Source organism: Mediterraneibacter massiliensis (genome assembly GCF_001487105.1).
In the GTDB taxonomy this organism is placed as follows: Bacteria; Bacillota; Clostridia; order Lachnospirales; family Lachnospiraceae; genus Mediterraneibacter; species Mediterraneibacter massiliensis.
In genome coordinates this window covers 914,868-927,082 of record NZ_LN913001.1, presented here as the reverse complement: position 1 = coordinate 927,082, position 12,215 = coordinate 914,868, and the positions used below count along the sequence as shown (strand labels likewise).

The following is a 12,215-nucleotide window of genomic DNA, read 5'->3' as shown; positions in this document are numbered from 1 at the left end:
TCTGCTCTCCCTTCGTTTGTTCTGCCTTAATTCTTCCATCGTTTCAGCAGCTTCCTGTTTGGATTGTTTTTATTTCTGCTAATCCGGCAGCATGTTCTTACCCAGTCCTCGTAGAAATTCATATACTCCGCTGCTGTTTTCCACACTGCATAGATTCTGTCGCTCCCTATTTGGCGCTTAAAATCTCGTTCTGTCATTTTATTGTGCCTTCAATGTCAAAAATGCTCATTTGCTCATATTTCTTAACTGCAAGCATTTCTTCTCTTGCTCTCTGGTAAAAATTACGATCAATTTCAAAACCAAAAGCACTCCTGCCAAGTTCGGATGCTGCTCTCAAAGTAGAGCCACTACCGCAACAAGGGTCAATTACTACGTCCCCCGGATCTGTGAATATTTCAATCAGACGTTTTAGAACTTTCACTGGTTTTTGTGCCGGATGAATCTTCGGTATTTCTTTTCCGTCACGTTCCCATGTAAACCAGTTGAAAATCATATGTCCTGTTCCCGGAATTGTCTTGCCGTTTTCATCTGTCTGCACTCCATTACGAAACTTCGGCAGCCGATCACGATAAAGTAATAAGGCATATTCCGTAGCACCTACAACACGCATATTCGCCTTTAATACTTGCGGACTATAATTTTTACAGAATATAAGTGGTATGTAATGAATAAAGCCATGTTTCGCCGCCGCATTGATCAATGTCTGTATCTGTTCAAATGAACAAAATACAATCATACAAGGAGAATTACTACTCCTACCTCTTGCAACTGGTTTTGTATCGTCTTTCTTCAGCATCTTGCTGCAAAAATGAAAATACTCATACAAGTTGAAATTGAAATCCGAATTAAATGCGGCTTTTCCTGCAAATTTACTTTCTCCGTTTTTATTGTCCCCGCCGTTGTACCACATTGGATTGCTGCCATAAAAATTATTTCCAACGTTATACGGTACATCTGCAATAATTAATTGCGCTGGCGGTATTGCATATTTTTTATAGTTCTGCATAGAATCTCTATAAAGTTCACATTTTAGTTTTCTTTTTCTTTCCATTTTTCTAAGAAGCCCGGTATACCTTTGCCCCGGCCGGAGGCTGGCTCCCTTCTCTTTTACTATGGCATAAACCACCATGTTTTCTGATTTTTCCCATATCCTGTTACTGCTGTATCCACGCCGATATCACGTTTCACTTTATCCGTCACGTCACTTATCCTCCCATCAATTGCCTTTCTAGCTTGTCCATATCGTACTGCCGACGTTCGAAATTGTTTAAATTCTTTACTGCCGCTTTTCTGCTTTTGCCAGCTTCTTTTTTCTTCTCTGGTTTATAAAACGATTTCCAGCCGGAGGCGGTTGCTTTCTTTGCAATCGCAATTCTTTCTGTATCATTATCACTTAGCTTTAACAGTTCTTCCCTCAATGCCATGACCTGCTCCTCTGGAATCTCTCCATAATTCCCTTTACGAACAAGGAGATACATCTGGAAAGCCTGCTCTAATTCTGCCGACTGGAATCCAGTATTATATAATATATTATTTACTTTACTTTTCTTTAGGGATTCTTCCCCGGAAATATTTGAGTTTTTCCTGAATAAACTATCATTTTTCCTGGATAAATCTTCAAAAAGGGCGCATTTAATAAAAGGTTCTGTTTCTTCTTGGCTTAGAAGCCAGTACCTTCCTACTATAATCGGATTCTTTCTTGCCCGTTCTTTAACAGCAATCTGGAATCTTTTCTGTATTCCGGCAGAGGTTAAAACAGCGTCCGACTGAAAAAGTTTGTCATTAAACAGTGACCGTGACAGCAAGAATGTTAAAACCTGCTTCGCCTTATCTGCACTTATCCCTAAATCGGATGACAGAATATATTCAAAATCTCTATTTACCTGTATGTAATATCCCTGCTTATAAATTTCACACAATAGATAAACATACATCATAATACCGTCTGCCCCATATCTGGCTTTCAGTATTTTAATTTTATTGTCGCCGAAGAAATCCGTATCTAAAGGAAAGTAAGAAAGACCGCTTTTTCTGGGCCTTGCCACTACTGCCACCGCCTTCCTTATCCCGTATATTCCTCAACTGTAATATCCAGCCCCTCCACTGCGGAATAGGCTTTCTTTGCTGCTGTCAGCACAACTTGTGTATCATCATAGTATGCAATTCCATTTAAAGAATCTGCAACCACTTTTATAATGTTATCAATATCTGGTTTTTTAAGCGGTAACAATTCTCCCTCCAACATTCTCTGCTTCATTTTCTTTGATACCGATGCCGGAGGAGAAAAGCGCGCCACAATTCTTAATGTGACAGGTGTTCCCTTTTCAAATTTAATCTCTCCTGCCGCCTGCATATACATGCTTTTAATCAGGTTTTCATACAGCACTGTATTTTCCGGTGTAATTGTCATGCTGCGTTTTAAACGCCCATTATAGAAGGTTCGCGCTCTGGCCTTTCCTTGTGGCTTCCCTGGCACTTGAAACGATACTGCCTGCATTTCTCTATCTCCTTTCTCCTCCCGGCCATCTATTTATAGCCGGGAGGCAGCCTGATGTTTACTTGTTACGTTGTGACATCTATCGTATTTATAAGGAGATACCTATTATGCAATAACAGTGATATGATACTTATCCAACTTTTCCTTTAATTCAAATTCAAGATATTCCTTGATTTTTTTCATTGTAGCATTTTTCCATAATCCGCCGTCAGCTTCAACCAGTTTAAACGCCGGTCCCCGTTCACTGTCCTTAATCCGGAAAATATACCCACTTTCCGGCTGTTCAATCTCAGCAAAGGTACGGTATGGCCGAAGCATAACCGGATTTGGAACAATTACATCCGTCTTATTCGCAATACCGCTGTTAATAGTTGTCCTCTGGCTCACGCCATCATCATCATAATTCGTTGTTGTTCCTGCCTGTATATTTCCAGATACCATCTTAATTTTTTGCAAGTCTTCCGTATCAAGGAAGTTTGCCTGCAGCTCAATAAGAAAACGTTCCTGATCATAATAGTGATCGAACTGGAATTCATTTACAATCGCATTTGCTTCAAGCAGGTATTCCCTGCTCCGTTCATAAATCAACCCGGAATACAGCTTAACTTTCGTCGGGCTATTTACATGAAGAATCATACTTTCACGCAGCTCCTCCGGTTTTCCTTTGATGTAGTCTACAACTGCTGTCAGAGTATTTACCCCCAGTTCCGATGCCATATCAAAATTATGATAACGGGACATATTCCTCGTACAATACGTTTTCCCTTCAATTTCTAATACCTGTGGCTTTAAGCTTTCTTCTTTTAAATCGTTTATGTACTCAAGTGCTTCTTTTAATCCTTCCATCATCTTTCCTTACCTCCTACGCTTGTTTGGCTCTTAAATCAATTACATTGTTCTGCGCTTCTTCTATAATTTCTCCCGTTTCTGTATCTACTGATTTTCCATCCACCAACGCTACATCAGCTCCCTGTTCAGGCTGTACTCCTGGTATGTCTGATACATTCATCTGCCCCGGAATCTGTCCTGTATTTACTTCCACAGCCTCAACTTGTCCAGTCTTGATGTCTTTTCCCATGCTAAGAGCTGTTACTGCCCCAAGCGCCGGTGCAAGTGTCGTTTTCGTCTGAACTCCTGTTGCAACAAAATTTCTTTCCTGATTTGGCTTAAATCCAATCGTAACTGTAATTTTTCTTGCTGCTCCCGGCTCCGTATTCGGATCCTGAATGTTTTTTGTCACTTCCTCAATCGCGCGATTCACCTGTGCGGTAAATGCTCCATTTGCAAAAGTTTCAAGGTTAATGTGCTTCATTAAATTGTACCTCCTTAAATTTATAGTTATTGAAAGAATTCCTCTTCAACACTCGTTTGACCATCTGCTTTTGAGTGTTCTTCTTTATCCTGCGTATCACTTTTATCCTTTTTATTTTCTTCTGCAGGGACCTCCTGTAACTCCTGTTCCGCTATAACATTATCTTCAAATTCTGTATTTTCTACATATTCCGCAGAGCCGTCCTCTTGAATAACTGCCATATCCTTATCTATTGCAGTTTGAAGGTCAATGCTCATAATCCCCCATTTACTGATTAACTGCCGGAGCATAGTCTTTAAAGCCATTCCATCAAAATCTTTAAACCAGAAAGAGGAATACTTCCACATCTCCTTTTCTGGAATCTTCCCCTGTTCCAGCAATTCTAAAGACTCTGCCCCGCCATTTTTATAAAAAGCAAAAGAATATTTCTCGGCATGGGCCAGCATCTTCCTTTTTGACCAGTACATGTTCTTCTTAAATCCATTCTCATATTCGAACATGGCATAATACCCTGTGGTAGGGGTCTTTTCTCTAACAATCTCGTCTTCTATCAAGCTGACCTCTATTTCTTCATTAAGTGGATCATACCGGAGCAGTTCCCCTTCTTTAATAGCCAAGACATTTAATCTTTTATAATATCCGCTGCGAATTGCAAGCTGCACATATCCTTTATAACCAAGCTGAAACTGTGCTTCCTTACAGCCTTTCTTTTTATTATCAAAGGGAACCATATAAAACTGTCCTAACTGTGGAGAAGGGGATAAATTCAGCGCCTCCCCTAGCAATGCTGCAGACAGGATACTTGGGTTTGTACATTCTTGGAGAGCCGGCGTAGTCTGTACTGCTGATACAATGCTGGAAATAAACCTTGTCCCATTCTTGCCTCCTACCACACTGTTAATTTGCCGTTTTACCGCATCCTGCGTCAGATATGCGGTAAGACCTACTTTCTGCTGCTTGTTTGTCAGACTGTTCTTTACTGCCATTTAATTATTCCACCTTTCCAAATTTGATTTGATTCTCTATCATGTATTTCTTTAAACTCATAAGCTGTTCTTTTGTGCCCCATACTCGGAAATCCAGTTTTATCAATTGAGGAACTGCCTTCTCTTCCTCAGCTATACTTTCTCGTACTCCGATACCAGCTTCCTTTATTTCTGTCTCGGATTTTTCTGTTGCTTCCGCAGCCCTTTGTGTTTCTTCACGTTGTCGTTCCTGTATTTTTTTCTCTACTTCTTCCAGCCTAGTCTTTTCACGCATTGCCTCTGACATATCAAGATTACGCAGATATGCATCCTTAATTTGAAGATTGAATTTCTCTCCAAAACTATCAATCGTATCTAAATCTTTATCCACTCTGTCTATCAAAGCAGAAATTTCTTCTGTAATACTCTTTATACTCCGCGATACGTTTAAATACTCCGGTCGAAAAACTTTATCAAATGGCAGAACTCCTTTTAACGTTCCTATAGTCTCTTCATAAAACTCAAAGATTTTTCCTTTCTTTTCTATTTTTTTCTGTTCTTCGACCTCTTTAATCTGCTTATCTATCAGCTGAATAGGTTCATCAACCAAAGATATTACTTCTTTTACCTGTTTTTCAAATACATCATAAGGTGCAAGGCACAATTTTTTTATGCGTTTTCTTTCATCATCAAATGCAGTCCTTAGTTTATTCAGCTTTGTGCGATCCACTTTTGCTTCCTTAATAGTATCTTCTGTAAAGACAAGTGACTTATACTCTTCCATTTTTTCAGAAATTTCTGCTTTCAGTTCTTCACTATTCCATTGAATTTCTTTTACAAATCCACTTTCTTGTGGACTTAAAATCTTTAGTTCCATAATTCATCTTTCCTTTCTATATTTCTGGAAGTATAAGCGGTGGTTTTCTCCCACTCTCCACATACTTCCAAAATTTTTGCTCCTCTTTAAGCAGCATTTTCAGATCTTCTTTCACCTCTGTACGTTCTATGAGGTAATGTTTCACTGTCGTGCGCCGTTCCTCTCCCCAGTCCGTGTTTAAGTGCGCCCGTAACACCACAAACTCATACCCTGTCACAAGCAGGTAATGCAATACCTGTATATAATAATTGTCCGGTATCCTTTCTTGCCATTTCTCGCGCTGCATACTTTGTAAAATATTAGTCGTTTTGATTTCAAGGATTCCTTTTCTTCCTTCAAAATCTGTCAGCTCTCCATCCAAAGACGCCTGCATAAACGGATATTCCAAACTTTGTAATATCCTGTATTCATGGTGTTCTACTCGATATTCCGGATAATCCAGCTTAAACAACTCACGAATTGGAGCCTCTGCCTTTTTTCCATAGATTACACAAGACTTCTTAGAAATATCTTCTGGAATCCGCCTGCCTGTCTTTTCCTCAAACAGATCAATATTACTTTTATAGGGGTTCATTCCTACTATGGCACTGGCATCACTACCACCGATTCCGTTCATACGCCCTTGCAACCACTCTGTTTCATCCTGAAAATCGTAAATTCTATATAATTCCATATCACTCCTAATTAATCACACAAGTTAATTTAGTTCCTTTTATATGTTCTTCTGCCAAACGTATGGCTTCCTCGTAGCCTTTAGAACAGCAGCACATCCAGCCATCAGAACACCGAATAATATATACTGTAACCAGTCATGCTTCCTCCTTTATCCAGTTGCCGGAGTAGAACCATTCAACAAGCATTTCTTTAAATTCCTGCTGGTCTTGCAGGCTCCCATGCAGGCAGCGTCCCAGGGCATACTCATATGCCTGTTCTTCGGAAACCTCCGTTCCTCTTTCCGGTCCAATACCTATATACATTTCTTTCTCCTTGTGTTAATATAATGTTGAAATTTGTTATCAGAGTGCCTTGAGGTTGCCGCCTCGCATAAGGCACTCAATCTTTTAATTCCAATACTTTTTTTATCGCTGCCGCAACCTGTGAGCCGGTAAAAAGATTTGTTTCATCTAGCGCAAGCAGGTCGGCTACGTCGCCCTGTATGCCCAACTTTCCGGTAAAAATACTATCTTCTGCCTCTATGATTGTTCGCTCTAGATAGTCCTCAAACTCTAAATCTGTCAATTCCTGTCCCACCTTTCAAATAGGCCCTGCCTGCAATATGTAAATCACAACCGCCTGCACCATGTTCAGCGCCAGTGATATAAATGCGATCGATACTATGCCCTTTGTTCCCCTGTCTCTCTGCTTCCGCTTCCGGCAGATGACATCGTGTTTCTTTACTTCAATTACCTGTAATCCCTGCACCGCTTTCACCTCCCTTACATGCTTGTCCGCCGTTTCCCGCTTACGCGGTTTTCTCTACGACGTAATTTCTTTCGAGAAGCACCCGCATGTTAATGCTCTCTGCAAATGCTTCCTTGTCATCCAGTTCCTTGACTTCTACCTCTTTTTTGTCAATTACTACAATGCTTTTTATGATCATTTACACCACCTCTCTAAAACTTATGCCGACCTGATTGTCCGAGTTGCTAAATAAAGACTATGTATTGTGATACCCGACTGGTTCCTCTCCTCTGCGTCGGAGTTCCATTCTCATTGCTTCAACCGACACACATCCCGGCGCGGGCTGTCCACAGTCTACCTCTCTATGAATACGATTTTTTAGCTGACTCACTGACCAGTCTTTGACTTTTTCTAATTCCCATTGATATACCATGTTTTACCCTTCTTTCTTTCATTTTTAAAATCTGGTATAATCCTCCTAACAAATGATGAAAGGAATGATTCTTATGGCTAATATTAAAGTTGAAAGCAGAGAATTTTCATCTAAATACATCTCTTCTTTCAAATATGAACCTACCAACGTTTGTCCTGTTTGCAAAGCAAATATTTCACCAGTTCCTTTATATACTTTTGCCTATGACTCCAAAGATTGTGTACACCACATGTGTATTTTAAATTACTGCACTGGATGTCATTCGCCATTTATAAGTACCTATCAAGTATCTGCTTATGAAAATGGTAATTCAGAGGAAATTAACTATATTGGTTCTGAACCAAATCGTTTTGCAAAACAGACTTTTGATGATAAAATAGCTACGCTATCACCTCAATTTGATAAAATATATAATCAGGCTCTTGCCGCTGAATCTTCTGGTCTCGATGAGATTGCGGGTCTTGGCTATAGAAAAGCTCTCGAATTCCTTATCAAAGATTATGCTATCCATGAGTTTCCCGCTGAAGCTGAATCAATTAAATCAAAACCATTAGCACAATGCATTAAAAACTATATTTCTGCTGATAATATAAAAACTTTAGCTGAACGTTCTGCATGGATTGGAAATGATGAAGCCCACTACATTCGCAAACAAGAAGATCGGGATGTTTCTGATATGAAAGCTTTCATCCAAGCAATCGTATACTTTATCGGAATGATACTCATCACAGAAGATGCTGCATCTATGACTCCGAAGAAGTAGGCTCGCTACTGAAATTAATATTCAATTCAAAATACTGGAGCTGATCGATTGTTTTTTTCAGTTGGTCAGCTTCCTGTTTTGCCTGTTCCACTAACTTTCGGAACTCAGGCATATTTTTCACCTCAATATTCAATCTGCCAATCGGTACTTCTAAGCCCGTACCACTCTGATCTGGATTGTAATATCCTTTCACTTTTGTTTCACCTCCTCTTTAAAGTCCATTTTATCGGACACCCTCTCTGCTACAATTAATCCAGGAAGTATTCAATACTGACGCCGAAGTAGTCGGCAAGGATTTTCAGTTTAGGTGCTTTTGGAGTTGATTTTCCATCACGCCAATCATAGAGAGTTGCTGTTGCAATTCCAGTATCAACTGAAACTCTGTAAATTGTTTTGTTAGTTTTTTCCAATAACCGTTGGAATTTTTCGTACATTATTACACCACCTTTCCGAGATAAATTATTGCTTTTATATCGGAAATATGATATAGTCAAGTTACCAGCAAAACTATTTCATATTTCCGAGATACGATCCCTTCCGTTTATCACGGTTTTCTTTCGTATCTCTAATATATCACGGTTTTCTTTTATAGTCAATACATTTTATGAAATTTTTCCGTGGTATCTTGGAGGAATCATAATGTACAAAAAATTTGAACAACTGTTACGACAAAATAATGTAACACCATACAGAGTGCATAAGGAAACAGGAATATCTACAGCAACATTGTCAGATTGGAAAAATGGGAAAAGCGAACCTAAAAAAGATAAAATAGAAAAAATTTGTCAGTATTTTGAAGTTCCCCTATCTTACTTTTATGGTGAAGAATCAGAAGGTGGTGAGAAATACTATCTAAATGAAGAGACTGCACAAGTAGCGCAAGAAATATTTGAAAACAAAGAGTTACGGGCTTTATTTGATGTGCAGAAAGACATGGAACCTGAAGACTTGAAAGCATTGCACAATATGGCTCTCGCTCTTAAGAGAAAGGAACGTGGAGACATTGACGACACCGGTTGTTAATTGCAATATCATCAATTTTCCCAACAGTGGAAATGAAATGGTGATAAAAAATGAAGATGGAAGTTATACTATCCTGATTAATGCAAAGCTGTCAGATCAGGGCAGAATTTCCGCCTACGAACATGCTTTAAAACATATAACAAATGAAGATTTTGAAAAAACAGATGTACAGGAAATTGAAGCGTCCGCGCATGAATAGAAGGAGTTTATTATGGGACTAGGAGACATTTTTAAAATAAAAGAATTTAAAGCCGAGATCTCGCGTTTGCACGAAGAAAATGCATCACTAACAAATGCAACAACCATAATGCGTAATCAATTAAATGAATTAGGGGCTTACGACTACTATAAAATCAAAGATATGACCCAGCAATTAGAACTTGAATATAAGAAAAAGGTAAACGATGCCGAAAAAGAAATGCGAAATACTCTTTCTTCACTTGAAAAAACAATTAATGATCGGACTAAAAAATCAGATGAAACCTTAAAAAGTTTAAATGCACTTCGACTTGAAGAAGCAAAATTAGCTAAAAACATAAAAACCCAGACAAATAAACTTAATCGTTCGAGGGAACTGATAAAGGCTATAAATTATACATTTGAAAAGTATTTGAAGTATGAGCCTTCCCAAAGTTCAATAAAACTGCCTGCAAATGATCTTTCTGATTTAGATGAAATTTCCCCTTCAGTTGTATTGAAACTACACTGTATGGATGTTAAGGATCTGCGAAAAGCGTATAGAATAAACGATAAACAAATCAATTCTGTTTTAGAAAAATATGCTGCCCGCTATACCACTAAATCAAATCAGGCTATTTATAAACTAATGGTAATAGCATTACGCGCAGAATTACAGAATATTTTGTATAACTTGAAATATGAAAAATTAGATAAAGCCATTGAAGACGTAAAAGCAGTAACCCAAAAATATCTAAAAGTCGCTGGTGATGGAAACCAGAATATTGCTGGAACACTTACGAAATTCATCGGTGAGATAGAATATCTGTTTATTAATGCTGTAAAAATTGAGTACAATTACTTTGTTAAGAAGGAACAGGCGCGCCAAGAGCAACTTGCAATTAGAGAGCAAATGCGCCAAGAGGCGGAGGAACGTAAGGCGTTAGAAGCAGAGCGTAAAAAAGTTGAAAAGGAAGAATCGAAGTATCAGACGGAAATTGAAAAACTTCAAGAACAGCTATCTACTGCTAAAGATAAAGAGATGGAAAAACTTAACGCACGAATCCTTGAACTTCAATCACAATTAGCCGAAGTAATAGTTAAAAAAGAGGAGATCTCTAATCTCGCAAATGGAAAAGCTGGAAATGTATATGTTATTAGTAATCTTGGATCATTTGGAGAAAATGTATTTAAAATCGGCATGACTCGCCGCTTAAATCCACAAGATAGAGTTAATGAACTTGGCGATGCATCTGTACCCTTTAAATTCGATGTACACAGTTTCATCTTTTCGGATGATGCCGTAGGGTTAGAAAGCAAGCTTCATAATATTTTAAATGAAAAGCGGGTCAACAAGGTTAATATGCGAAAGGAATTCTTCTATACAACTGTGGATGAATTGGAAAAACTTGTGACTGAGATAGAACCCACAGCTGAATTCAATAAAACTATGTTGGCTGAAGAGTTTCGACAATCCCAATCATCTGACGAACTATACACATCCGATTACTCTCTTGATGACGAAGATGAATAAAAGCAGTCTGGCAGTCATGGAAAAGATATAACCGCCCCGGCGATTATATAAATACAAAGGAAGAGAGGGAAAAATTTGTGAAGAGCAATATACTAGAACTGTTAAACGTGCCAACTATAGATACTGACAGACATTACTGGGTTATAAGAACCAATGGCGGAATTTACTATCAAGATTTTATCCTACATGAATATATATCTATTTCTTGGGACTATATAACTCTCAATATGCTAAACAATGAAAATGAGGATGCTATTAAACGATTGATTGGACTATATGTAGGAAATAAAGATGAGAGTATTGATTTAGATGACGATGAAACAGATGGTTCTTCTAAAGCGAAAGTTACATCAATTTACAACAAAATCCATCGATTTGTATTTGACATCCGGCGTGGCGACATTGTGTTAATTCCCAGTGCAAATTCAGATTATATTACTATTGCAGAAGTGATAGGGGAAACTTATGAAAACCCTAATTATGTAGAATCACGTTTACTAAATGATCCTAATTCCGAAACAGTTCCTTGTCCATATCATAAGAGACGAAAAATACAAACTCTGAAAACAATCGAAAAGAATAAAATGGACATTTATTTATCAAAAGGGTTTAACTCACAGCACGCTTTATCTAATATGGATGATTATGCGCCTTATATTGACCGTACCATATATGGAATATATTCTAAGGGCGAGGAAGTTCATACCACTATTCACGCTGGGCATCCAAATGGATTAACACTCAAAGAGCTCGTGATTTTCTCCAAAGCTTTAGAAGAAACCGCAACATCTCTTGCCACACAATGTGATATTCCTTTTGATTCATCCGAAATTGAGGTAAAGCTAAATATTCATTCTCCTGGAATCATAGAACTAATAAGTTATGCTGCTGCAGGCGGAATTGTCTTATCTATGCTTATATTCTCAATAAACAATATTATAAATGGCGGAAAATTTAACTTATCATTTCGAAGGGACGCCACAACTAAAGATATTGATTTTTCCATTTCATCTGAAACCGTTGGGCTTAGAGGGAATACCCAAGAAGACAATCGAGTCGAACTCCAAAAACAAACAGAACTTCTGCAATTAGTAGATGAATTGGATGTAAAAAGTCCAGATATTATCAGTTCCATATTAAATGGAGAAAAAATAACCCCGGAAATGGTTTCCGAGGCTCAAAAAAACAATACATTATCTTCTAAATCCAAAGACATGATGAATTAGTTTATTC

At 38.2% G+C, this 12,215-nt stretch carries 21 protein-coding genes; 5 read left to right on the top strand and 16 right to left on the bottom strand.

Annotated elements, in window-relative coordinates; translation table 11 throughout:
- Positions 1-26: 26 nt before the first annotated feature.
- The 14 genes from BN3282_RS15075 to BN3282_RS15055 form a co-directional block, all read right to left on the bottom strand.
- Positions 27-197: a hypothetical protein gene (locus tag BN3282_RS15075; RefSeq protein WP_162858235.1), complete on the bottom strand. Its 171-nt coding sequence runs from the start codon at positions 195-197 to the stop codon at positions 27-29.
- Positions 194-1,051, bottom strand: a complete 858-nt coding sequence (locus BN3282_RS08675; RefSeq protein WP_059070351.1) for a DNA-methyltransferase — start codon at positions 1,049-1,051, stop codon at positions 194-196. The genes BN3282_RS15075 and BN3282_RS08675 overlap by 4 nt, the downstream gene beginning before the upstream one ends.
- A gap of 154 nt (positions 1,052-1,205) precedes the next feature.
- Positions 1,206-2,045, bottom strand: a complete 840-nt coding sequence (locus BN3282_RS08670; protein ID WP_059070349.1) for a DUF4373 domain-containing protein — start codon at positions 2,043-2,045, stop codon at positions 1,206-1,208.
- Positions 2,046-2,062: 17 nt separating this feature from the next.
- A complete protein-coding gene (locus BN3282_RS08665) occupies positions 2,063-2,497 on the bottom strand; it encodes a RusA family crossover junction endodeoxyribonuclease (protein ID WP_059068374.1) in 435 nt (144 codons plus the stop codon).
- 105 nt (positions 2,498-2,602) lie between these two features.
- Positions 2,603-3,346 carry a hypothetical protein gene (locus BN3282_RS08660; protein WP_059068372.1) on the bottom strand — a complete coding sequence of 248 codons (744 nt, stop codon included), beginning with the start codon at positions 3,344-3,346 and terminating at the stop codon, positions 2,603-2,605.
- A gap of 13 nt (positions 3,347-3,359) precedes the next feature.
- Positions 3,360-3,809 (bottom strand): hypothetical protein, encoded by a 450-nt coding sequence (locus tag BN3282_RS08655; RefSeq protein ID WP_059068370.1) that lies wholly within the window; start codon positions 3,807-3,809, stop codon positions 3,360-3,362.
- Positions 3,810-3,835: 26 nt separating this feature from the next.
- Positions 3,836-4,795 carry a recombinase RecT gene (locus BN3282_RS08650; RefSeq protein WP_059068368.1) on the bottom strand — a complete coding sequence of 320 codons (960 nt, stop codon included), beginning with the start codon at positions 4,793-4,795 and terminating at the stop codon, positions 3,836-3,838.
- A gap of 4 nt (positions 4,796-4,799) precedes the next feature.
- Positions 4,800-5,651, bottom strand: a complete 852-nt coding sequence (locus BN3282_RS08645) for a DUF1351 domain-containing protein (RefSeq protein ID WP_059068366.1) — start codon at positions 5,649-5,651, stop codon at positions 4,800-4,802.
- A gap of 16 nt (positions 5,652-5,667) precedes the next feature.
- Entirely contained in the window at positions 5,668-6,324 is a 657-nt protein-coding gene (locus BN3282_RS08640) for a YqaJ viral recombinase family protein (protein ID WP_059068365.1), read from the bottom strand.
- Between the two features lie 136 nt (positions 6,325-6,460).
- The gene (locus BN3282_RS15070; RefSeq protein WP_162858234.1) at positions 6,461-6,628 is read right to left on the bottom strand and encodes a hypothetical protein; all 168 of its coding nucleotides are present in this window, start codon (positions 6,626-6,628) and stop codon (positions 6,461-6,463) included.
- 76 nt (positions 6,629-6,704) lie between these two features.
- Positions 6,705-6,890 (bottom strand): hypothetical protein, encoded by a 186-nt coding sequence (locus BN3282_RS08635; RefSeq protein ID WP_059068363.1) that lies wholly within the window; start codon positions 6,888-6,890, stop codon positions 6,705-6,707.
- Positions 6,891-6,905: 15 nt separating this feature from the next.
- Positions 6,906-7,073 carry a hypothetical protein gene (locus BN3282_RS15065; RefSeq protein WP_162858233.1) on the bottom strand — a complete coding sequence of 56 codons (168 nt, stop codon included), beginning with the start codon at positions 7,071-7,073 and terminating at the stop codon, positions 6,906-6,908.
- Between the two features lie 40 nt (positions 7,074-7,113).
- Positions 7,114-7,251, bottom strand: a complete 138-nt coding sequence (locus BN3282_RS15060; RefSeq protein ID WP_162858232.1) for a hypothetical protein — start codon at positions 7,249-7,251, stop codon at positions 7,114-7,116.
- A 57-nt stretch (positions 7,252-7,308) separates the two neighbouring features.
- On the bottom strand, positions 7,309-7,485 hold the full coding sequence (locus BN3282_RS15055) for a hypothetical protein (RefSeq protein ID WP_162858231.1): 177 nt from the start codon (positions 7,483-7,485) through the stop codon (positions 7,309-7,311).
- A 73-nt stretch (positions 7,486-7,558) separates the two neighbouring features.
- Between BN3282_RS15055 and BN3282_RS08630 the strand changes: the two genes are divergently transcribed.
- Entirely contained in the window at positions 7,559-8,248 is a 690-nt protein-coding gene (locus tag BN3282_RS08630) for a DUF4145 domain-containing protein (protein WP_059068361.1), read from the top strand.
- Here BN3282_RS08630 and BN3282_RS08625 read toward each other — a convergent pair.
- Together BN3282_RS08625 and BN3282_RS08620 are read right to left on the bottom strand one after the other, a co-directional pair.
- Positions 8,229-8,441 (bottom strand): hypothetical protein, encoded by a 213-nt coding sequence (locus tag BN3282_RS08625; protein ID WP_059068359.1) that lies wholly within the window; start codon positions 8,439-8,441, stop codon positions 8,229-8,231. The genes BN3282_RS08630 and BN3282_RS08625 overlap by 20 nt on opposite strands.
- Positions 8,442-8,496: 55 nt before the next feature.
- Positions 8,497-8,682: a helix-turn-helix domain-containing protein gene (locus BN3282_RS08620; RefSeq protein ID WP_059068357.1), complete on the bottom strand. Its 186-nt coding sequence runs from the start codon at positions 8,680-8,682 to the stop codon at positions 8,497-8,499.
- Between the two features lie 205 nt (positions 8,683-8,887).
- On the opposite strand from BN3282_RS08620, the gene BN3282_RS08615 reads away from it, so the two are divergent.
- The 4 genes from BN3282_RS08615 to BN3282_RS08600 all read left to right on the top strand — a co-directional run bounded on the left by BN3282_RS08615 (position 8,888) and on the right by BN3282_RS08600 (position 12,208).
- The gene (locus BN3282_RS08615) at positions 8,888-9,271 is read left to right on the top strand and encodes a helix-turn-helix domain-containing protein (RefSeq protein ID WP_059068355.1); all 384 of its coding nucleotides are present in this window, start codon (positions 8,888-8,890) and stop codon (positions 9,269-9,271) included.
- Entirely contained in the window at positions 9,243-9,470 is a 228-nt protein-coding gene (locus tag BN3282_RS08610; RefSeq protein ID WP_059068353.1) for a hypothetical protein, read from the top strand. Before BN3282_RS08615 ends, BN3282_RS08610 begins: the two co-directional genes overlap by 29 nt.
- Positions 9,471-9,482: 12 nt before the next feature.
- Complete coding sequence (locus tag BN3282_RS15200) at positions 9,483-10,982, top strand: GIY-YIG nuclease family protein (RefSeq protein WP_205408537.1); 1,500 nt, start codon at positions 9,483-9,485, stop codon at positions 10,980-10,982.
- A gap of 77 nt (positions 10,983-11,059) precedes the next feature.
- Positions 11,060-12,208 carry a hypothetical protein gene (locus BN3282_RS08600; protein WP_059068351.1) on the top strand — a complete coding sequence of 383 codons (1,149 nt, stop codon included), beginning with the start codon at positions 11,060-11,062 and terminating at the stop codon, positions 12,206-12,208.
- Positions 12,209-12,215: the final 7 nt, after the last annotated feature.